Source organism: Rhizobacter sp. P5_C2, assembly GCF_054049715.1.
In genome coordinates this window covers 1-21247 of sequence record NZ_JBFULV010000042.1, presented here as the reverse complement: position 1 = coordinate 21247, position 21247 = coordinate 1, and the positions used below count along the sequence as shown (strand labels likewise).

Here is a 21247-nt window from a genome sequence, read left to right as displayed (position 1 = left end):
CGTGAATCCAACGAGGAGTGCCTGCCGTGAGTGTTGCCACCATCCCCGCGCCGTTCCTGGCTTTCGACAGCTTCAGGCCGCCCGCCGAATCGGAAACCTCCGTCGGCTACGGCATCTCCGAGCGCGCCGCCACGCGCTCGCCCTTCGTCTCGGTGTACGAGGCCGGCGACGACGAAACCGCCTACGACGACCCGATGCGCGAAGCCTATGCCGGGCTGATCGACGAACTGCACGACGAGGAGTTCGACGAGGCACTGTTCGAGCTCGAATGCCATGCCCGCGCGCTGCACGACCGGCAACTCTCCGCCGGCATGCAGCGCGGCCAGGCCGACCGCGCGGTGATGCAGCACTTCTCGCCGCTGGTGCGCGAATGCGAAGCGATGGTCGACGCGATGGCGCAGCAATTCGCCCCGCGCCAGGGCGCCGGGCTGGTCGAGGGCGAGGTCGATGCCTTCCTGGAGGGCTGTGCGCCGACCGTCAGCTACGAGATGCAGCAGGAACCGCAGTTCGAGCAGTTCTTCGGCAAGCTGCTCAAGAAGGTCGGCAGTGTCGTGAAGAAGGTCGCCGGCACCGCGATCCAGGGCATCACGAAGCTCACGCTCGGGCCGCTGCTGTCGCGCATCAAGGCGCTGGTCAAGCCGCTGCTTCAACGCGTGCTGCAGAAGGCCATCGGCCACCTGCCGGCGCCGGTGCAGCCGATCGCGTTGCAACTCGCACGCAAGCTCGGCTTCGCGCCGCCGGAGCCGGCACCGGCGCCCGCCCCCACGGATGCCACCGCTGCCGACACCGACCTCGCCGCCGCCGGCGTGCAGGCCGTGGCCGGCGCCGACGCGCCGCTGCCGCAGCAGGAGTTCGACCAGCAGGTCGCCAACGCGGTGCTCGCGCAGGACGAGACGCAACTCGACATGGAGGTCGCGCAATCCGTCGCGCTCGGCCAGGCCGAGGCGCCACCGGTGTTCGCCGAACTCGACGACGCCCGCGAGCGCTTCATCCAGGAGCTGCAGGACCTGCGGCCCGGCGAGAGCCCGCAGCCGATGATGGAGAACTTCATCCCGGCCGTGCTGCCGGTGCTGAAGCTCGGCATCCGCCTGATCGGCCGGCCGCGCGTGATCAACTTCCTGTCGCCGCTGCTGGCCAAGCTGATCGCCAACCTGATCGGCCCGCAGCAGGCCGCGGTGCTGTCGCGCGCGATCGTCGACTCCGGCCTGAAGCTGCTGAACCTGGAGATGACGGAAGAGCAGGAAGCCGGCCTCGCCGCCTCGGCCGTCGCCGCCACCGTCGAGGAGACGGTGGGCCGCATCGCCGCGCTGCCCGACCATGTGCTCGACCAGCCCGAGCTGCTCGAGGGCTATGCGATGGAGGCCTTCGAGCAGGCAGCCGCCGCCAACCTGCCGGCGGTGCTGCCGCCCGGCACCTACCGCCAGCGGCCGGAGCTGCTCGAGGCCGGCATCGACGCCGGCTGGGTGATGCTGCCGCTGCGCGGGCGCAAGCGCTACAAGCGCTGCACGCGGGTGTTCGACGTGCGCATCACGCCGCACATGGCGGCCGAGGTCGCGAGCTTCGAGGGCGCGCCGCTGGCCGACTTCCTGCACGATCAGCTCGGCCTGCCCGAAGGCGAGGCGGCCGATGCGCAGCTGCACCTGTACGAGGCGTTGCCCGGCACCAGCCTGGCCGACATCGCGCGCAACGAGTTCGAGCAGGGCGACCCCTCGGGCGCGCTCGGCAGCCAGGAGCTGCACCCGCTGACACCGCAGGCCGCGGCGACGCTGCTCGGCGCGCCGGGGCTCGGCCGTGCGTTCGACGGCAACGGGCAGCGGCCGGCGATGGGCCAGCGCTTCTACCGCATCGACGCCGGCGGGCGGCGTCCGCATGCAATGCATCGGCATGGTCATGGGCATCGACACGGCCATGGCCACGCTCACGCCCGCCGCGCGATGCACCTCGGCCTGCGCTTCGACTGCACGCAGGACCAGATCCGCGCCTGCATCTACCTGAGCGAAGCCAAGGCGCAGAAGCTCGCGATGCGGCTGCGCCAGTCGACGAATGCCGGCATGCTGAGTTCGGTCTTCGCGCGCGCACTGCAGGGCCGGCTGAAGCACATCCTGTCCGGCCCGCCGGGACGCGGTCTGCGGGTCGTGAACGCCGGCGCATCGCCGACCGCGACTGCAACGCTGCAGAACCTGCCGCAGGCCCAGGCCGCGCGCTACGGCGCGGCGCTGCAGAACTGGCTGGTGCAGGGCTTCGCGAGCTTCATCCAGGCGCAGTCGGCGGCCTTCATCGCGGCCACCGAGAACGCGGCCGACGGCGTCACGCTGCGCTTCGCGATCGCCCACCCGCCGTCGCTGAAGGCGGTGTGCGATGCGATGGGCGGCCGCGGCGCGGCACCGGCCCAGCTCGCGCTCGACCCGCCGCCCGCGGTGACGGTCACGGTGGCACCGGGGCACCGCTGTGGCTGACCTGCAAGCCGCTGCCGCGCTGCAGACGCAACGCCAGATCGCCCACTGGGTGCTGGCCGCGTCGCGCCTGGCGCTGGACGACCTGGCCGGCGACGTGGCCTGGGGCCGGCTCGAGCAGTACCTCGGGCTCGCGCTGCGCCGCCACCTGCAGGCCAAGGTCGATGCGCTGGCCGCCGATGCGCAGGTGCTGCTGGCACACGCCCAGGCCGCGCGCAGCCCGGCCGCGCAGGCGCAGGTGCGGCGCCTGCTGCTGGCCTTTCGGCGCCAGTACCTGCGCACCGAGACCACGCTGGATTTCTTTGCCGACGCGATCAACACCCGCACCAACCCGCAGGTGGCCGCGATGCTGCGCGCCTGCGACAGCCTGGCCTACCGCAGCATGTCGCAGGTGCTCGACGAGCTCGGCCACCCGACGCCGGTGGTGCTGACCTACCTCGACAGCGGCGCCGGCGCCGCGATCATGAAAGCCGGCCTGCGGCTGTGGGACGGCGGCGCGGTGTGCCCGGTCGCGACCATCAAGATCACCCGCCACAACCTGCTGCGGCCGACCGCGCTGATCCACGAGGCCGGCCACCAGGCGGCGCACATCACCGGCTGGAACGACGAGCTGCGCACGCTGCTGCAGCATGGGCTGGTGCAAGCCGGCTCGCGGGGTGAGCTGGCCGACGTGTGGGCCAGTTGGGCCAGCGAGATCGCGGCCGATGCGTTCGCCTTCGGCCACACCGGCTTCGCGAGCGTGGCCGCACTGCACGACGTGCTGTCCGGCGAGCCGAGCCTGGTGTTCCGCTTCTCGCCGGGCGACCCGCACCCGGTCAGCTACCTGCGCGTGCAGCTCGGCGCGGCGCTGTGCCGCCACTGCTACGGCGCCGGCCCGTGGGATGACCTGGAACTCGCGTGGACCGGGCTGCACCCGCTGGAGCGGGTCGACAGCGGCACGCGCGCGCTGATCACCGATTCGCAGCCGCTGCTGCCCGAACTGGCGCGGCTGCTGGTCGAGACGCCGATGCGCTGCTTCCGCGGCCGCTCGCTGCGCGAGCTGCTGCGCCCGGAGCGCGTCAGCCCGGCCGCGCTCGACGAACTGCAGTCGACGCTCGGCCCGGCGCTGTTCAGCTCGGCCCACTGGCTGTGGACCGAGCCGCTGCGCACGCTCGGGCTGACCGGCCTGCAACTCGCGCGCTGCGGCGGCCAGCCGCAGGAGGCGAAACGCATCCTCGAACAACAGCAGCAATCGATGCTGCGAATGGGCGGCGCGTTGCAGGCCGCCTGATCCCGACCACCTCCCCCCTTCCCACCACCACGACCCACAGGAGCATTCCCATGGCCAAGGCCCTGCCCTCTCCCGCCCGCGGCACGCGCCGCACCGCCCCCGTCGCCGAAACCGCCCCCGAGGCGCAGGCTGACACGCCCGCCGAACAGGCGACACAACAGACGCAGCAGTGGGGCGGGCACAACCCGTCCACCGACCAGCTCACCCAATTGCTGCTGACCGTGCTCACCCGCGCCAACCAGCAGATCCCGACCCCCACCGGACTGATCGGTCCGGCGCTCGACGTGGCGCTGCGCTTCCAGACGCTGTCGGCCCAGCTGTCCACGCTCGCCGACCCGGCCGGCTTGCGCAACCTGCCCTGAGCCGCTCCCCCTTGACCCACGGAGACCTTGTCATGTTCAGACACTTCGCCACCCTCGTCTCGCCCGACACCCTGTTCAAGGCGCACCCGACCGAACTCGCCTGGCTGCTGGAAGAAACCTGGCGCCAGCGCTTCGACCTCCAGACCAAGGCGCTCGGCGACCCCGATCGCCGCAGCAGCCTCGATGCATCGCCGCCGCCAAGCAGCGACGGCGCACCGCTGTCGCAGCCGCTGCACCGGCTGCTGCGGACGTTCGACGAGGATTCCGAGCGCGTCTTCCGCTGGGACCACCTGATCTACGCCTACATGATCGAGAACACCCGCGCCTACGAGGTGTTCAAGCGCGTGGTCCACGAGTTCGTGCACGGCGAGAAGCTCGGCGTGCCCGATGCCGACTCGCAGGCCTGGCTGCGCAACACCGAGGAGCTGTTCTTCAAGGACGGCGCACCGTTCTTCGTCACCTCGCTGGTCAGCCACATCCGCAGCGACCTGCGCGCGAACCGCCGCAACCCGTACCAGCGCATGTTCGGCATGGAGCTGAACCACGGCATGGACGACGGCAAGCCGCAGCCCTATGTGCGCGCCGAGGCGGCGAACGCCGAGTTCGTGCCGACCTTCGAGGAGTTCCTGCGCGAGGTCTGGGTCGGCATGACCTACGTCACCGCGAGCGCCAGCAGCAACCCGACCGACCCGGCCAAGATCGTCACGCTGGCCAGCAAGCTGAAGAACATGCTGCTGTCGCGCCGCCAGGACGGCAACCTGTCGCGCGAGGAGTTCTCGGCGGTCACCGCGATGGCGTGGTTCCACCTGACGCTCGAGTACAAGAACGACGGCGCGAGCTCGCCGATCATTGCGTCGCTGCGGGCGCAGGCCAATGGCACCGAGCAGCGGCTGTTCAAGGTGGCCGAGCGAGTGGGCCTGCCGGCACACGGGCTGTCGAAGCACTTCTTCGACATCGCCGATGCGATCTCGCGGATCCTGACGCAGATCGAGAGCAACGACTACGACACCACCGACAAGGTGCGCGCGCTGTTCACGCCGGACACCACGCTGCAGGCCACCCCCGAGTCGGCGATGCGGACCATCATCACGCACTGGACAGCGATCACCGGCCGTGACGTCAAGGCCCGCAAGGTCGCGCCCAACTGAACGCCGGAGGTTGATGCCATGAAGCCGGATTCCCCCTTCCTGTCGGCCTACCCGGCGCAGGACCATGAAGTTGCTTCCGACGCGCCGCCGGCCCGCGGCGCCGGGCTGGGCGCGCTGCTGTTCGAGAGCCCGTACGTGCGGCTCGCCCTCGTCGACCACGAGGACGACGCGCAGTCCGAGTGCGAAGCCTGCGGCTGCCACGAACTCAAGCACGGGTTCGACGACGAAGGCGCGGAGCCCGAGGTCGACGACACGCCGGTGGTCGATGCGCCGCTGTCGGCCGGCGACCGCGCCTGGGTGCTCGACCTGCAGCGCTCGGCGCTGGAACGCCTGCCGGACGCGGCACTGCAGCGCAAGTACCTGAAGGAGGTCGACTGGAAGGACGTGGAGTTCCCGGACAACGTGCCGCCCGGCGGCTCGGCCACGGCCGCCGTGAAGGCGCACTGGGCCTTGTCGGAGCGCTTGTTCGTCGACATGGCGCGCGTGACGCCGGAGCGGCGCGTGAACCTCGGTGACACGAAGATCGCGTTCCGCGCGCACCGGCCGGTGGCGGTGCCGGGCCAGCAAGGCGCACAGCTCTACCCCGAGGCCAGCGAGGCCTTCGTGCGCATGCGCGAGGCGGCACTGCAGGAAGGCGTGGCGCTGGACATCGTGTCGTCATGGCGCTCGGCCGGCCACCAGGCGTCGCTGAGCGCGTCGCAGCCGAACGCGAAGGCGGTGGCCAAGGGCCATTCCGCGCACATGTACGGCCTGGCCGTCGACCTGCAGATGTCGGTGCGCGGCCTCGACGTCTCGGGCAAGAGCCAGACCCGCACCGCCGAGAAGATGGCCAAGCTGATTCGCATGTACCGCTCGCCGGTCTACAAGTGGATGATGCTGCGCGGCAAGGGCTTCGGCTGGTACCCGTACCGGCGCGAGCCGTGGCACTGGGAATACAACCCGCCCGGGCTGAAGGCGCGCTTCGAAGGCGCGTCGTCGGCCGCGCCGGCGGCGCCCTCCCGCATCCCCACCGCCACCACGACGCTGTCGGCCGGCGGCCAGACCAAGGCCTGGGTCCGCTTCGCACAGCGCGTGCTGAACGCGGCCGAGGGCGAACGCCTGTCCGACGACGGCGATGCCGGCCCGATGACGCGCGCCGCGCTCGCACGCTTTCGCGACAAGCACCGGCTCGGCGGCAGTTCGGAGCCGGGCAGCTCGACCGACATCGCGCTGGTGCAGCGCGCGCTCGAACAACTGGCGCAGGCGTCGATGTTCGCCGCGTACGGCACGCGCGACGCGAAGCTGGACCAGGCGCTGGCGGCGTTCCGCGCCGAGCGGCACCTGGGCTTCGGCGCGGTGCTCGATGCCGCGACGCGCACGGCGCTGGCGGATGCGATGCCGGCGGCCGCGGCTGCGAAGGCTTCCTCCGCATCTGTGGCAGCGCCCGCCGTCGGCGCCGCGCCGGTACCGCACCTCGGTGGCCAGGTCTGGCTGTTCAAGTCCGCCGCGTACCCCGAACCGGTCGCGGTCTTCTTGCCGAAGGCGGCCCTCGGGCAGTCGAACGTCGACCTGCTGTTCCATGTGCACGGCCTGCTCGTCGGCGCCTCGCTGCCGCCGAAGCCGCCCGGTGGCTTCATCACCGCGACGCCGTTCCGCCTCGGTGCACTGGTCGATGACTCGGCGCTGCCGATGGTGCTCGTGGTGCCGGCGATGAACTGGAACGCGCCGGGCGGCGTGACTGCGGCCGGCCAGAAGCATCCGCGCTGGAGCGCCCTCGCGCAGCCGGCACGGCTGAACGCATTGATCGCCGAGGTGCTGGCCGACGTGGCGCGCGTGCAAGGCCTCGGCCAGGCGCCATCGCTGCAGCGCCTGGTGGTCTCGGGGCATTCGCGCGCCTATGACTTCCTGGAGCCGCTGCGCGCGCTGCACGCCGATGCGCAGATGAACCAGGGCGCGCTCGCGCACCTGGCGCAGGTGTGGGCCTTCGACTCGACCTATGCCGGCGATCCGGCAGAGTGGAAACGCTGGCTCGCCGACCGGCCCGGACTGCAGGCGCACTTCGCCTACCTCGCGGGCTCGCGGACCCAAGGCCGTGGCGACGCCTTCTTCCGCGCACGCGGCGGCAACCTGCATGTGACGCAGATGGCGAAGGGCCAGCACCACCAGGTGCCGGGCCTGCAATTGCCGGCGCTGCTGAAGGGGTTGTCGAACGGCGGCGAGCAGGAGCTGGACGACTGGTTGCCGATGGACGGCGAGGACCCCGATGCGCTGGAAGAGATCGACCACCAGGAAGAGCACGGCGACGACGAGATGGAGGAGCTCGCGGCAGAACTCGAAGCGGCTGGGGACGACGAGACTGCCGACGGCGAGGAGCCCGACCACGAGGAGCCGGCTTACGAGGACGCCGACAACGAGGGGCCCGACGACGAAAGCCCTGACGACGAAGCCGAGTCCTTCGAAGACAACGAGGAGGAAGCCGCCGAGGCCGAGTTCGAGGACAGCTACGAAGCCGAGCCCGAGCTGGAAACGCCCGACGCGCTCGACCAGGCCCTCGGCGACAAGGCGCCGCTGCCGGTGCCCGACGGACGGCCGGTGCCGTTCGCGCCGCTGCCGCCGGAGGGCAGCCACTGGCCGCTGCGCACCGCGCACCCGCAAGCCCGCGTGATCTCGTACAAGTTCCGCGAGCCGAACGGCATCGAGGGCCGTGCCGGCCGCATGTTCCTCGCCGAGCGCAAGGGCAAGCGCAACGGCGTGGTCACGCGGCGCCGCCATGTCGGCGTCGACCTGTTCGCGAAGGTGGGCGATGCCGTGCTGGCCTGCGAGAGCGGCACCATCGTGTCGTTCGCGTTCTTCTACAAGGCCGCCTCGGGCCAGTCGACCTACCGGCTGCTGGTCGAGCACGAGGGCTCGGGCATCGTCGTCAACTACGGCGAGCTGACGAAGGACTCGCTGAAGCGCAACGGCCTGGCGGTCGGCGACCGCGTGGCGGCCGGCCAGCCGATCGGGGTCGTCAGCGACACCGCGATGCTGCACTTCGAGACCTACGTGAAGGGCAGCACGAACACGGCCCGCTGGTGGCGCGACGAGAAGAACGCACCGGCCTCGCTGCTGAACCCGACGCGCTACCTGCTGTCGCTGCGCGAGCACGCGGCGGTGAAGGTCGGTGGCGTGGCGGGTGCCGCAGCACCCGCCACCGCCACCTCACCGGCAACGGCATCCGGCACCAAGCCGCAACCGCCAGCGGATCCATCGGCCTTTCGCAGCTTCAGGCTGACCACGTACCACGTCGTCGACCAGGCCGACGAGCCGACGCAGGACACCCGCATCCCGATCCTCGGTGCCGACGGCAGCGTGATCGCCGAAGGCAGCCCGGCCTTCTTCGCGAAGCTGTCGCTGGAAGGCACGGCGCGGCTTGCCGACGGCCGGCTGGTCAACGTGACCGGCCAGTCGGCGCCGGTGTCGCACGAGCGCTATGCCGCCGTGCTGGCGTACCACGAGCGGGCCTACGCGCGGCGCAACGCGGGGTTGAAGGCGCAGGGCCGGCCGCCGGTGCCGACGCGCTACTCGGGCATCTCGGTCGAGGGCGGCCGCGTGGTGCGCGCGATGACCTTCCACGAGGTGCCCGCGGCCAAGCGCGGCGTGGGCTACGGCACGCAGCGCAAGGTGGCGTACACGCCGTTCCGCACGCTGGCCGCCGACCTGGGGCTGAAGGCCAACTCGGACCCGCGCTGGAAAGGCCGCGGCGGCCTGGTGCCGGCGCACACACAGGTCTACATCAAGGAGTTCGATGGGCTGAAGCTGCCCGACGGCCACGGCGGCAGCTTCGTGCACGACGGCTGGTTCACCGTCAACGACACCGGCGGCGCGATCTTCGGCGCGCACTTCGACGTGTTTACCGGCAGCGCCGCGCTGGGCCGGCAGGTGAAGCTGCCGGCGGTCGGGCAGGTGTGGTTCCCGGGGATCGACGGGCGGATTCCGAGCGGCTATGCGCTCGGCTTGCGTGCCTGAGCCGGGACCTCGGTGTTCACTTCGCGTCGATCGCCACCCAGGTCTTCGGCCCGACGATGCCGTCCGGCACCAGCCGGGCGGCCCGTTGCAGCTCGCGCACGGCCGCCTCGGTGGCCGCGCCGAACCAGCCGTCTTCCTTCAGCCTGCACTTCTGCTGGATCACCTTGACCCACTCATCGACCATGCCGCGGCGCAAGGTGGGCCGCGGCTGCGGCTGGCCCGCTGCCGGCTGCGGCTCCTGCAGCGGGATCGGCGCCAGCGCCGGCGTGGCACCCGACATCACGGCCCGGACCTGCGCGCGGAAGTCATTCATGTCGAAGGTCGGATCGGGCTTGCGGCCGGGCGCCCATTCCTTGTGGCCGATGCAGAAATCCGCCGACGCGCCCAGGTGTTCCAACAGCGCGGCCACGCCGTGCTGGTAGGCGCGCAGCTGGATGTCCGGCCAGGGATCGCCCTTCAGCCCGGTGTGCTCGGCCTCGATGCCGATCAGGTGCGCGTTGCCGTCGGCGATGCCGCGGAAGCCGCCCTTGCCCGCGTGGTTGGCCTGGCCGGCCGCGACGACGTAGAACGTGCCGTCGCGTCCCAGCCCGAGCTGTGCGAGCGGACCGGCGAGGTCGGAGCGGCCCTCTCGCAACAGCCGCAGCGTCGGCATGTTGCCGGCCGCCGGCCCGGCCGTGTGGTGGCACAGCACGCCCTGCACCGAGCCCATCTCGCGGCGCCCGCGGTTCTCCCAGCCGGGATCGGGCGCCACTTTCAGGCCCGCCTGCAGCAGCACGTCGGGCAACCAGGTGAGTGAAAAGCTCATGTCGCGCTCCTCGGTCAGCCGATGGCCGGTGCGGGCGGCGCATCTTTCTCGACGCCACCTTGCGCCGGCGGCAGGTCCTGGTCGTCGGTCGGCGAGGTCACGCCACCGTGTTCATGGTCGTCGTCATCCGCCTGCGCGGTCGCCGGCGTGTTGGTCGGGCCCGCCGCGCCCCCCGCCGCCTGCGTCTTCATCGCATCGATCGCCTTGGTCGTGGCCGTCTCGGTGCTCTTGGCCGCGAAGTAGAAGCTGACGACCGAGGTCATCAGCGTGCCGATCAGCGTCAGCAGTTGCTTGGCGAAATCGACCGCCGCGGTCGAGACGACGTGGCCGAGCTGCACGTCGTACTTGAACAGCGCCCCGCCCGCGCAGGGGTCGGCCGCGGCCGACGATGCGGCAGCGGCGGCCCCGCCCGATGCCGCGTTGGCCGCCGGACAGGCCACCGGCGTCACCAGCACCGAACCGTTTGCCGCGTCTGCCACCAGGCGCTGTTTCGCGGCCTCGTTCAAGCCGCGCAGCGTGATCGCCTCGGCGCCGCTGAGCGACTGGTAGAGCATCACCGCCAGCAGCGCGAACAGCACGATCAATGACAGCGCGATGGTCGCGCGGATCGAGCCCGGCGGCAGCCCCAGCGCCTCGTTGGCCGCCGACAGCTCCAACCGATTGAACAGCGTGGACACCAGCGCCAGCGCCCCCAGCAGGATCATGATCCCGAAGATCGCGAGGATCGGGTAGCCGAAGGCCGGATGGTCGCTGAACGGCTTCAGGTACAACACCAGCGCCATGCTCGGCAGGAACACGAGCACGAAGCCTGCGCCTACCGCGCCGCTCAAGTGCCCGGACGCGGGCTTGCCGCCGGGGGCGTCATCTGGAGTGGCCATGGCTTGGATCCTTCATCGAACGGGTAGCGCAGTGATAGCGCCTCGCGCCGCCGTGCGCATCCGTCTGCTTGAGGACGCAGCCCGCTGGGTGCGCCGCTATGCTTCGCGCATGCGAAAGAATCCGATTCCCCTGTGCCTCGCGCTGCTCGTCCCGAGCGCGCCGTGGACCGCATCCGCCGCCGATGCCGGTGCCGCCCCTGCACCACAGCGCTATGCGATCAAGCAGACCGCGCCTGACACCGGCACGCACATCGTGCGCGAGGTGGTCAGTTCGACGCTCCCTCTGGACAAGCCGTATGGCGACCTCACGCCGGAGCAGCAGCGCATCGTGAAGTCGCAGTACGAGCAGATGGGGCCCGACGACGAACCGCCCTACCCGCTCAACGGCCCGCGCGGCATCTACAGGAAGGTCGCGAACGGCCAAGGCAAGCGACAGGCGAAGGGCCTCCTGTCGCTCGTCGCCGATGTGGACATCCGTGGCGAGGCGACGTCGGTATCGGTCCTGGCGTCACCCGATCCCGAGCTCACCCAGTACGTCGCGGGCGTGCTGATGGATGCAAAGTACAAGCCGGCGCGATGCAACGGCGCGCCGTGCGCCATGCAGTACCCGGTCCGCTTCAACCTCATCCCTGCCGACTGACCGTGCCTGCGGCCGTGCCGCGCTCGTTGAGGGCCCGCAGGCAGCGCGCGAGCATCACCTGCGCCTCGGCCCGCCACGCGCCGCCGGCAGGCGCCAGCCGCTCGCGCAGCGCCAGCGCACGCTGCAGCGGCGCCCGCGCGGCCTTCGGGTCGCCCTCGGCGAGCCAGGCTGCGCCGAGCAGCAGCAGCGCGTCGGCCTCCTTGTCCTCGAAGCGCGCCGCTTCGCGCTCCGGCTCCAGCAGCTCCAGCGCGCGCCGGGCCTGCATGCGCGCATCGGCCGGCCGACCGAGCTGCAACGCCGCCTGCGCGCTGAACAGCAGCCACTGCACCCGGTCGAGCTGCGGGCCGCTCGCCTCCACCAGCACGATCTCTCTCAGACGCTCGACGGCCTGCGCGCCCTGCCCTTGCGCCAGCAGCAGCCGCACCGCCTCGAAGACGAACGGGTTGTGCGTGGCCGGCGCCGCCACGTCGCGGCCCACCTGGCGCCAGATGCGGTGCGCCTCGTCGATCTGCCGGCCGCTGTCGGCATGGCGGCCCATCGCGGTCCAGTTGCGCGCCTGCAGCAGCATCTCGCGCGCGAGCGGCACCGAGCCGGGGTAGTGCCTGCGCAGGTCATCGAGCTCGGGCGCGTAGTCGCGATCGGCCTCGGCGAAGTGGCCGTCGGCATGGTGCGCCTCGCCGCGGAACCGGTTCACCGCACCGACCGCCGGCGGCGTGGCGTTGGCATCCGGCCGGCCGATCGCGGCCTGCGCCTCGTCGAGCAGGCGCCAGCCTTCGTCGCGCCGCCCGAGGCTGTGCAGCAAGCCGCCGAGCTTGGCCTGCGTCTGCAGCGTCGCGCCGTTCAGCGGGCCGCTGAGCTTCAGCGAGAGGTCCAGCGCGCGCCGCAGGTTGCCCTCGGCCGCCGCGAAATCGCCCGCCGCCGCCTGCGCCTCGGCCAGTTGCACCAGCGGCGTCACCGACCAGGCCGACGGTGCCGCCTCGTGCCGGTCGATCTCGGCCAGCGCCTCCTTCAGCATCGCCTGCGCGGTCGACGCGTCGCCGGCCAGGTGGTGCGAACGCGCCAGGTTGCGCAGCGCCTCGTAGCCGCTCGACCACTGCGCCGGGTGGTTCCGGAAATGCGCCACCGCGTGGCGCGCCGCATCGCGCATGCCGGCGAGCGACACGTACTGCTCGATCTCGGCCCGGTTGATCCACATCCAGCCGCGCGTCTCCGACGCGTCGTCGCCGATCGCGTCGAGCACCTGCCGGGCTTCGTCCATCGCGGCCAGCGCGCGCACGCGGTCGTCGGTGTGGTTCACGTCGCGGGCGTAGGCGAGCAGCGCGTTCGCGAGCCGTGCATCGCGCGTGCCGAACGAGCGCCGCGCCGCCTCGACGCGCTGCAGCCGCAGCTGCCCGGCCTCGTCGAACAGGCCGAGCTGGAAGTGCATGTCGGCCAGCGTGTCGAGCACCTCGTCGAGCGCTTCCGGCGAATCCTTCAGGGCCTGCGACGCCTGCCTCGCGCCGACCTCCAGCAGCTCGCGCGCGGTGGTCTGGCGGGCGCGCAGCGGATCGGCCTGCTGCAGTGAATTGGCCGTGAAGAGGCTGGTCAGGAAGCCCTGCACCGCCTGCGCCCGCTGGCTCTCGCGCAGCGCGAGCGCGGCCTGCTCGCGCGAGCGTTGCGCCTGCTGCAGCGACACGCCCGCTGAGCCGGCGAGCAGCAGCCCGGCGAACGTGACCGCCGCCACCTGCCGCCGGTGCCGGCCGACGAACTTGCGCAGCCGGTAGGCGGCGCTGTCGGGGCGGGCCAGCACCGGCTGGCCGCCGAGGTGGCGCACCAGGTCCTCGCGCAGCGATTCGGCGGTGGGGTAGCGCTGCGCCGGGTCCTTCTTCAGCGCCTTCAGCACGATGGTGTCGAGGTCGCCGGCCAGCATCTGGCGCAGCCGGCGCACGCTGGTGCCGCGGGCCTGCGCGGCGTCGTCGCTCAGCTCGCGCAGGCTGGGCCGCTGCGGCTCGACGCCCAGCACCGCCTCTTCGAGCGCCGCGCACGACGCGCGCACCGGTTCGTACGGCCGCAGCCCGCTCAGCAGGCCGTACAGCACGACGCCGAGCGAATAGACGTCGCTGGCCGTCGTGACCGCGCGCCCAGCCACCTGCTCCGGCGACGCGTACTCCAGCGTCAGCGCGCGGCCGGCGATGCGCGTCAGCTCGGTCTCGTCGGCCTGGCCGTCGGTGGTCAGCTTGGCGATCCCGAAATCGAGCAGCCGCACCTGGCCGTCTTCGGTGACGAGGATGTTGGCCGGCTTCAGGTCGCGGTGGATCACCAGGTTCTGATGCGCGAACTGCACCGCCGTCAGCACCTGCAGCATCAGCACCAGGCGCTGCATCAGGCCGAGCTGGCGCCGGTCGCAGAAGGCGCCCAGCGGCTCGCCCTGCACGTACTCCAGCGCGAGGTAGGGCTGGCCGTCGTCGGTGATGCCGGCGTCGAGCAGGCGCGCGATGTTGGGGTGCTCCAGCGCGCCGAGGATGCGGCGCTCGCGCGCGAAGCGCTCGTGCACATGCGGGCCGAACAGGTTGGCCCGCACCAGTTTCAGCGCGACCTGGCGCTCGTACAGCCCGTCGTCGCGCTGCGCGAGCCACACCGAGCCCATGCCGCCCTGCCCGATCGGCTGCAGCACGCGGTAGGCGCCGATGCGGCGGCCGACCAGCGACGGCGCATCGGCCGCGCGTGCCGAACGGGCCGCGCGGTCGATGCCGCGCGCGATCAGGTCGTCGGTCTCGACGCGCGGCAACACGGTGGCACCGGTGGGGTGCAGGTCGGTGGCCTGCAGGCGGTCGCGCATGCGGTCCCGAAGTTGCGCAACCATCTCGGCCATCGCCGGCTCGCGGCGCGCCAGCTCGGCCTGCCAATCGGCACGCTGGTGGCGCGGCAACTCGCCCACCTCGTCGAGCAGCAGCGAGATGCGGTCGAACTCGGCCGGCGTCAGGTCCTGGGCATTCATGCCTCTTCCATCAGGTGCAGCAGGAAGGCGCGTGCCTTCTCCCATTCGCGCTCGACGGTGCGGGTGGACGTGCCGCGGGCTTCGGCCACCTCGCGGATCGACAGGCCCGCGAAGTAGCGCAGCTCGACCAGCTCGTGGAACTGCGGCGACAGGCGCTGCAGCACGTCGAGCGCGGCGCCCATCGCCATCAGCCGCCGGTCGTCTATTGCCTCGGCCTCGATGCCGGTGGTCAGCGTGACCAGCAGGTCGCCGCTGCCGCGCTTCTGGGCCTGGCGTTCGCGCACGTGGTCGATCACGACACTGCGCATCACGCGGGCCACGTAGCCGAAGAAGGCCGGGCGGTCGGAGGCCTTGAGGCGCCCTTCGCCCGACAGCTTCAGGAAGCTCTCGTGCACCAGCGAGGTGGTGTCCAGGTCGTCCAGCCCGCCGCTCTTGTAGAGCCGACTGTGCGCCATGCGCTTCATGTCTGCGTAGACCAGCTCGAACAACCGGCTCGAAGCCTGCGGATCACCGGATTGCGCCGACCGAAGCAGATCGGTCATTTCCGTCATTGACGTGTCTCTCTCGGGTTGCTTCCGGCTCGCTGGCATGGCGGGGCGGAGCAGTCGAGTATCGAGACGGAGCGCGGGGAGCGTCAAAGTACAGATTGAGGATGGAGGTTCACCCTTTAGGGGGACGCGTCGGATATGCGAAGCAGGCGCCTGACCATTCCGTTCGGGCTGAGCCCTTCGACGGCCCTCAAGAAACAGCCCACCCCCGTTCGCCCTGAGCCTGTCGAAGGGTCAGGGCGAACGGTTTCCTTGCAACGGCCGGGTCCCTTCAAGGACCTGATGTGCTCAGGGAGAACGGGGGTTGTTTGCAGCTACCGCGTTCCCTTCTCCAGACCCGCCGCCTGCAGCGCGCGGGCCCCCATCACGTCGGCCTCCTCCTCGAGCGCGGCATCGTCGTTGACGCCGACGCCCGCCATCTGCATCGTCGGCTCGACGCGCCCCTGGCGCTGCTGCACCACGTGCCAGGCCTCGTGCGGCAGGTGCTGCTCCTGGCCGGGCGCGAGGTGGATGTCGTTGCCCTGCGCATAGGCCAGCGCGTTCAGCTGCGCCGGCTTGTCGGAGTTGCGGTGCACCTGCACGTCGGACACGTCCATGCCCGACAGCGACGCGATGCCGGCCTGCAGGTCGCCGGGGAGCCCGCCCAGCGCGGGATCGGCCTTGGCCTGCATCGGTTCTTCTTCCTCGAGCGCATCCAGGTCGGGCGCGCGCTGCGCCGCGTCGCCGAACGCCGCCTCGATCTGCGCGCGCTGCGCCACCATGCGCGGGCTGTCGTGGAACGGATCGGCCGCGCGTTGATGCACGTGGGTCTCGGGACCGCCGTTGACACGGTCGTTGGCATGCAGTTGCACTTTCATGGGGCCTCCACTCTCGGCTTGAACGTCACATAAACGCCTGCCGCGAACAGCAGCAGGATCAGTCCGTACAGCAGGTAATTCTGCTCCCGCCAATGCAGCAGCGCGGGGTCGCAGCTGAACACGACGAAGGCCAGTGCGAGCGTCGCGAGCGCGCCGGCCCACAGCATCAGCAGGTAGCGCCGCCCGATCCGGCGCACGCGGCAGTTCCACGCATACAGCGCGATGCCGATGCCTTCGGCCAGCAGCAGCGCCTCGAACAGCAGGCGCAGCGGCAGCCGGTTCGGGCACGCGAACTCGCACAGCCCGGCCAGCGCGCCGCGCGGCACCGCGTAGTTGTGCGTCAGCAGCGCATGCACCGTCTCGCCGCTGCCGATGCCCGGCGTCGGCAGCGGCCACAGCCCGATGCCGCCATAGGTCCACTTGATGTAGGCCAGGTCGCGGTCGAGCTGGTCGCGCTCCTGCGGCGGCAGCGCGGCCGGCTTCTCGCCGCGCTGGTGGAACTCGATCGGCACCACGCTCTCCAGGAAGGCGATGCGGCGGTGTCCGCTCAGGTTGGGCGTCGCGTCGATGCGCGCGCGCAGCGTCATCGTGCTCGCGCCGGTCGGCTCGCTCAGCAGCACCAGGAAGTCGATCGTCAGGTCCGTCGTGCCGCGGTAGCGCACCTTCGCGCCCTCTTCCACGCCCTTGCTGCTGCGCCGCGGCTCGGCGGTCTCGAGCACGTCCATCAGGTCCGAGAAGTTGTAGGCGCCGGTGTCGCCGAGCAGCTTGTCGGGCACCACGATGTTGGCCTGGTAGCTGCGGCCGGTCGCCTGCATCTCGGCCACCAGCCGCTGCAGGAACAGCTTCAGGAAGCGCGCGAAGGCCTTCTGCTGCGGGCCGTCGGTGGGCGAATCCTCGAAGAACACCGTGATGCCGTCGTAGACATACGCCGATTCGCGCCACTGCGGCAGCAGCAGGCCGTCGAGGTGGGCCTGCAGGTCGTCGTTGCGGGTGTCGGCCAGCACCACCGCGTTGCGCGCCGCATTGCGGGCGACGGTGTCGAGCTGCGTCTCGGGCAAGGCAAGCACCGAGGCCCAGTCGCGCCGGTACAGCACCAGGTCGACGCGCGTGCCGTGCCGTCGCGTCTCGCGCGCGAATCCGCCGGCCTGGCCGTCCCAGCCGGGCGGCAGCACCCAGTTGCCGCTGTCGGCCAGCACCACGCCCATGTAGCTCAGGCGCGTGAACAGGCTGAAGTCGACCGCCAGCGGCGCCTCGGTGGCGAGCCAGTACGGCACGAAGCCGATCACCTCGTTGTCGGTGCGCTGCGGCGTGCAGCCGCAGCCGGCACCGCTCAGCCGCAGCGGCTTCGCATCGCCGAACGGGTGGCGCTTCTCGGCGGCGCGGACGATCGCGTCGCGCAGCGGCGCGGGCAGCAGGTTGTCGTAGAACTCGCGCAGGCTGAGGCTGCCTTGCACGGTGACGGCGGGCTTGCGTGAAGCGGGTGCGGAGGCCGCAGAGGCCTGCGCCGGTGGCGGGCACTGCGGGTCGACCGTGAGCTGCTGCTTCAACGCCATCTCGGTCACGTGCACCCGGTAATAGGCGCAGCGGCTCTGTTCGAGCGCGTTGACGAACAGCGCGCGCGTCGGGTACTCCACATCGGTCAGAGGCAGCAACACTGCCGCCAGTTGGTCTGGACTGGGCACGACCGGTGGCACCGGTTCGGTCACCGCGGCGGGAGGCAGGCCGTCTGCCGGCACGAGTTCGGGCGACGCCGTCGACACCTGCACCGGCGCCGCGGTAGGTGGTGCGGCCTCGGGCGCCAGCGTGGCCTGGTCGGCCGGCGTCAGCTTGTAGCTGGCCGGCAGGCCGACGTGCGTGTTCGCGGTGGCCTCGGCATCGGCCACGCCCAGCGTCGTCAGCGCTGGCGGTGCGGCAGGCGCCGACGCCGAGGCCGCCGAGGCCGCGCCGGCCGGAGGGCGGACCGGTGGCGTGTAGACGTTCAGCACATAGGCCTGCTGCGCGATGCGCGGCGGCGACTCGGCGTCCTGCACGCCGAGCACGAAGCGAAAGCTGCCGTTCTCGGCCGGCAGGCCGCCGAGCCGGCCGTCTTCGGTCAGCACCAGCCCGGGCGGCAGCTTGCCGTCGATCGTGTAGCGGTACGGCGGCGTGCCGCCCTTCACGACCTCGCGGGGGCCGTACGGCGCGCCGCGGCGCGCCGACGGCAGCGTGACGGTCTTGTAGACCAGCCGCATGTCGATCGCCGACGCGGACGATGCCGCCGGCCACGCGGCCAGCGGCACCATCGCGGTGTCGGGCGCGGATGCCGGTGTCGATGCAGGCGCGGATACCGGCGCGGCCGCAGCCGACGACGCAGCTGAAGCAGCCGCCTTTGGCACCGTCGCCGCACGCAGCCCCAGGCTGGCGACCAGCACCAATACCGCGCCGGCAACGGCGATGCGCAGCCGCCGGCAACGCGCGCACGGCGCGGGCCGCGGGAAAGGTGGATGCCGACGCGTGTCCGTCGCCGTGTCCCAGGCCGTCATGCCGTGCGCCCTTCCTTGCGGAGTTCTTTCGCGACGCCGCGCCGCAGGTCGGCCATCTCGATGTGCTCGCGCCCGGCCTGCAGCGCGCCGAGCGCGCCGAAGCGCACGACGTTCGCGATCGCGCCGCCCGACAGCTCGTGCCGCTCGGCCAGCCCCTGCAGGTCGACGTCGTCGCCGAGCCGCCCGGTGTGCCGCACCATGCCCTCCCACAGCAGGCGCCGCTGCTCGGCGTCCGGCATCGGAAAGTGCACCAGCGACTGGAAGCGCCGCGCGAAGGCATCGTCGATGTTGGCCTTCAGGTTGGTCGCGAGGATCACCGTGCCCGGAAAGTCCTCGACCCGCTGCAGCAGGTACGAGACCTCCTGGTTGGCATAGCGGTCGTTCGAGCTGGAGGTCGCGGTCCGCTTGCCGAACAGCGCGTCGGCCTCGTCGAAGAACAGGATCCACTGCCGGCTCTGCGCCTGGTCGAACACCTGCGCCAGGTTCTTCTCGGTCTCGCCGATGAACTTCGAGACCACCATCGACAGGTCGATGCGGTAGACGTCGCTGCCGACCTCCTGCCCGATCAGCGTCGCGGTCAGCGTCTTGCCGGTGCCGGGCGGGCCGTAGAACAGGCTGCGGTAGCCGGGCTTCAGCGCCTTGTCGAGCCGCCAGTCGCGCAGCAGCCGCTGGCCGTGGCGGAACCAGGTGACGATGGCCTGCACCTCGTCCATCACCTCGCCGTCGAGCACCAGGTCGCTCCAGCCGAGGCGCGTCGTGATGAGTCGCGCCGGGAAGCCGATGCCGTAGTCGGGCTTGCGCGACTCGCCGGTGGCCAGCCGCTCCAGCGTGTCGCCGCTGACGTGCAGGGCTGCGCTGAGCCACGGCTCGCCGGGGCCGTCGTGCTGCAGGCGCAACAGGCCGTGGCGGCGCAAGGGGCGGTCTTCGTCGAGCAGGCGTTGCAATGCAAAGCGGCGCGCCAAGTCTTCGCCGGCGAGCAGGAACGCGGCCGTCTCGCAGGTCGGCAGGAAGCCGCCGTGCGACCGCCCCTTCCACCCGCCGAACTCGCTGAAGCCGCGGTCGAGGTTGCGGTTGCGCACGAACAGCATGTCGAGCAGCTGCGGCTTCAGGTGCGGCGCCAGCGCCAGCGCGAGCACCAGCCGCTCGTCGGCATCGAGCCCGGCCGCGTGCACCAGTTCCGCGTAGTCGCCGTCATCGCGCCCCAACGCCGGCGCGGCCATCGCCGGCGCCGCCGGGGCCTCGCCCTGGCCGAAGTGCAGGCTGATGCGCGCCTGCAGCACGCGCTCCAGCCACGCGAGCTCGCGCCCGACCACCCGGGCGTTCAGCTCGACACGCAGCAGCCGCAGGTCAGCGCCACTCGACATGCAGCACCTCCTTCATCCACGGGTGGCGGATCGTCGCGTAGCCCCACGGCAGCTGGTCGATCAGCATGTCGAACCCGCGCGGCTCGACGTTCAGCTGCCAGTGCTCGTCGGCATGCTGCAGGCGGCCCTCGCGCTGCAGGAAGGTCTCGCGCAGGCCGGCGACCGAGGTGCTGCCGAGGATCTTCCAGTGCTGGATCACCGCCGCCAGCAGCCCGTCGACCGCGTTGCGCTCGGCCTCGGTCGGCTCGATGCCGCGCGGCACCGGTGCCGCCAGGTCGATCCCGCACAGCAGCTTGTTCAACACCAGCGCCGGCTCGGGTGCGGCGGCCTCGCCGGTCACCATCAGCTGCAGCAGCAGCGCCGCGCGCTCGGCCGCTGGTGCATCGATGAACGCGCGTTCGTCCGACAGGCCCAGCATCATGAACAAGCGCGGCATGTACGGCGCGACCAGCACCAGCCCGGCGTTGCCGACCGGCAGCAGTTCCACCGGGAGCGGCAGCGCGTCGACCAGCGGCTCGACGGGCTCGGGCAGCGCAGGTTCGGCGCCCTTGCCTCGCCCTCGTCCGAAACCGAGCGCCGCCGCGGCCGAGGCCAGCACCGCGGTCGCCGCACGCACGACGCGCTCGAACCAGCTCGGCGGCGCGGCCGGCACGTTCGCGGCGGCCACCTGCACGCGCATGTGGTCGGCATAGCGCCATGCATCGAACGGCGCCGCGCCGCGCTGCATCGCATGCTGCAACGAGGCCTGCCACAGCAGCTGCCGGCGGCCGGCGCGCTCGTCGGCCGAGGCCGGCTCGCCTTCGGCCACCCGCGCGATCCAGTCGTCGACAGCCGCGGTGAGCCCGCTGCCGAGCCACAGCCCGAGCACCTGCTGCAGCACGGCCTGCGGCAACGCACGCACGATGCGCTGGCGCAGCGCGGTGTTGTCGCCCAGCCGCTGCAGCGTCGTCTTCAGCCAGTCGCGGTCGTCCTTCAGCAGCGCGGCCCAGGTGGGCGCCACCGACTGCAGCGGATCGCTGCTGGCCGAGAACGACGAGCCGGCCTGCAGCGCCGCCAGCAGTTGCGCGCGCAGCAGCGGCAGCGCCGTCGCATGCGGCGCGCCGGCATGGGCCATCGCCTGGCCGAGCACGGCCTCCCACAGCGGCGCGGTGCCGAGCGCGGCGGCCTTCAGCAGCCGRTCCGCGGCCGCCGGCTCGCCGGGCATCAGCGCATGCACCAGCAGGCGCAGGCAGGCCGCATCGAACTGCGTCGCGAGCCTTTTCAGCAGGCGCGGCCGGTCGTCCATCGCACGGAGCGCCAGCGCAAACGCAGCGGCGTCGTGGCGCAGCACCTCGGCGGCCAGCGCGGCCGGGTCCTCGCCACGGCCCTGCCACGGCAGGTGGCCATGGCGCAGGAAGTGCAGCAAGGCTTCGAGTCGCGCCTGCGGCAGGCTGCGC

Annotated in this window: 14 protein-coding genes; 6 read left to right on the top strand and 8 right to left on the bottom strand. The window is 71.6% G+C overall.

What is annotated here, in order from left to right; all coding sequences use genetic code 11:
• Positions 1–26 precede the first annotated feature (26 nt).
• The 5 genes from ACXJLU_RS17070 to ACXJLU_RS17050 are packed head-to-tail and all read left to right on the top strand — an operon-like array spanning position 27 to position 9220.
• Entirely contained in the window at positions 27–2456 is a 2430-nt protein-coding gene (locus tag ACXJLU_RS17070; RefSeq protein ID WP_457332939.1) for a hypothetical protein, read from the top strand.
• Positions 2449–3723 (top strand): hypothetical protein, encoded by a 1275-nt coding sequence (locus tag ACXJLU_RS17065; protein WP_457332938.1) that lies wholly within the window; start codon positions 2449–2451, stop codon positions 3721–3723. Before ACXJLU_RS17070 ends, ACXJLU_RS17065 begins: the two co-directional genes overlap by 8 nt.
• A gap of 50 nt (positions 3724–3773) precedes the next feature.
• Positions 3774–4085 carry a hypothetical protein gene (locus ACXJLU_RS17060; protein WP_457332936.1) on the top strand — a complete coding sequence of 104 codons (312 nt, stop codon included), beginning with the start codon at positions 3774–3776 and terminating at the stop codon, positions 4083–4085.
• A 32-nt stretch (positions 4086–4117) separates the two neighbouring features.
• The gene (locus tag ACXJLU_RS17055) at positions 4118–5233 is read left to right on the top strand and encodes a hypothetical protein (RefSeq protein ID WP_457332934.1); all 1116 of its coding nucleotides are present in this window, start codon (positions 4118–4120) and stop codon (positions 5231–5233) included.
• Between the two features lie 18 nt (positions 5234–5251).
• Entirely contained in the window at positions 5252–9220 is a 3969-nt protein-coding gene (locus ACXJLU_RS17050) for a D-alanyl-D-alanine carboxypeptidase family protein (protein ID WP_457332932.1), read from the top strand.
• 16 nt (positions 9221–9236) lie between these two features.
• On the opposite strand, the gene ACXJLU_RS17045 is transcribed toward ACXJLU_RS17050, so the two are convergent.
• Positions 9237–10025 carry a peptidoglycan recognition protein family protein gene (locus ACXJLU_RS17045; protein ID WP_457332930.1) on the bottom strand — a complete coding sequence of 263 codons (789 nt, stop codon included), beginning with the start codon at positions 10023–10025 and terminating at the stop codon, positions 9237–9239.
• Positions 10026–10039: 14 nt separating this feature from the next.
• Positions 10040–10903: a hypothetical protein gene (locus tag ACXJLU_RS17040; protein WP_457332928.1), complete on the bottom strand. Its 864-nt coding sequence runs from the start codon at positions 10901–10903 to the stop codon at positions 10040–10042.
• A gap of 52 nt (positions 10904–10955) precedes the next feature.
• Here ACXJLU_RS17040 and ACXJLU_RS17035 point away from each other — a divergent pair, with 52 nt between their 5' ends.
• On the top strand, positions 10956–11543 hold the full coding sequence (locus ACXJLU_RS17035) for a hypothetical protein (RefSeq protein WP_457332926.1): 588 nt from the start codon (positions 10956–10958) through the stop codon (positions 11541–11543).
• On the opposite strand, the gene ACXJLU_RS17030 is transcribed toward ACXJLU_RS17035, so the two are convergent.
• From ACXJLU_RS17030 to ACXJLU_RS17005, 6 genes are all read right to left on the bottom strand, one after another.
• Positions 11527–14520: a serine/threonine-protein kinase gene (locus tag ACXJLU_RS17030; RefSeq protein WP_457332924.1), complete on the bottom strand. Its 2994-nt coding sequence runs from the start codon at positions 14518–14520 to the stop codon at positions 11527–11529. The genes ACXJLU_RS17035 and ACXJLU_RS17030 overlap by 17 nt on opposite strands.
• Positions 14517–15062: an ECF-type sigma factor gene (locus ACXJLU_RS17025; protein WP_457332922.1), complete on the bottom strand. Its 546-nt coding sequence runs from the start codon at positions 15060–15062 to the stop codon at positions 14517–14519. The genes ACXJLU_RS17030 and ACXJLU_RS17025 overlap by 4 nt, the downstream gene beginning before the upstream one ends.
• A gap of 320 nt (positions 15063–15382) precedes the next feature.
• Positions 15383–15925 (bottom strand): eCIS core domain-containing protein, encoded by a 543-nt coding sequence (locus tag ACXJLU_RS17020; RefSeq protein WP_457332920.1) that lies wholly within the window; start codon positions 15923–15925, stop codon positions 15383–15385.
• Complete coding sequence (locus tag ACXJLU_RS17015) at positions 15922–18447, bottom strand: hypothetical protein (RefSeq protein WP_457332918.1); 2526 nt, start codon at positions 18445–18447, stop codon at positions 15922–15924. Before ACXJLU_RS17015 ends, ACXJLU_RS17020 begins: the two co-directional genes overlap by 4 nt.
• Positions 18444–19811 (bottom strand): ATP-binding protein, encoded by a 1368-nt coding sequence (locus ACXJLU_RS17010; RefSeq protein ID WP_457332916.1) that lies wholly within the window; start codon positions 19809–19811, stop codon positions 18444–18446. Before ACXJLU_RS17010 ends, ACXJLU_RS17015 begins: the two co-directional genes overlap by 4 nt.
• Positions 19795–21247: contractile injection system tape measure protein (locus tag ACXJLU_RS17005; RefSeq protein ID WP_457332914.1), on the bottom strand; the 1453-nt coding region annotated here is incomplete at its 5' end. The genes ACXJLU_RS17010 and ACXJLU_RS17005, both read right to left, overlap by 17 nt.

What these genes read in the sequence shown, in the direction of transcription:
- ACXJLU_RS17040 (WP_457332928.1), bottom strand. Translation starts at nt 10,903, where the DNA reads ATGGCCACTCCAGATGACGCCCCCGGCGGCAAGCCCGCGTCCGGGCAC.
- ACXJLU_RS17020 (WP_457332920.1), bottom strand. Translation starts at nt 15,925, where the DNA reads ATGAAAGTGCAACTGCATGCCAACGACCGTGTCAACGGCGGTCCCGAG.
- ACXJLU_RS17015 (WP_457332918.1), bottom strand. Translation starts at nt 18,447, where the DNA reads ATGACGGCCTGGGACACGGCGACGGACACGCGTCGGCATCCACCTTTC.
- ACXJLU_RS17045 (WP_457332930.1), bottom strand. Translation starts at nt 10,025, where the DNA reads ATGAGCTTTTCACTCACCTGGTTGCCCGACGTGCTGCTGCAGGCGGGC.
- ACXJLU_RS17050 (WP_457332932.1), top strand. Translation starts at nt 5,252, where the DNA reads ATGAAGCCGGATTCCCCCTTCCTGTCGGCCTACCCGGCGCAGGACCAT.
- ACXJLU_RS17060 (WP_457332936.1), top strand. Translation starts at nt 3,774, where the DNA reads ATGGCCAAGGCCCTGCCCTCTCCCGCCCGCGGCACGCGCCGCACCGCC.
- ACXJLU_RS17030 (WP_457332924.1), bottom strand. Translation starts at nt 14,520, where the DNA reads ATGAATGCCCAGGACCTGACGCCGGCCGAGTTCGACCGCATCTCGCTG.
- ACXJLU_RS17025 (WP_457332922.1), bottom strand. Translation starts at nt 15,062, where the DNA reads ATGACCGATCTGCTTCGGTCGGCGCAATCCGGTGATCCGCAGGCTTCG.
- ACXJLU_RS17055 (WP_457332934.1), top strand. Translation starts at nt 4,118, where the DNA reads ATGTTCAGACACTTCGCCACCCTCGTCTCGCCCGACACCCTGTTCAAG.
- ACXJLU_RS17010 (WP_457332916.1), bottom strand. Translation starts at nt 19,811, where the DNA reads ATGTCGAGTGGCGCTGACCTGCGGCTGCTGCGTGTCGAGCTGAACGCC.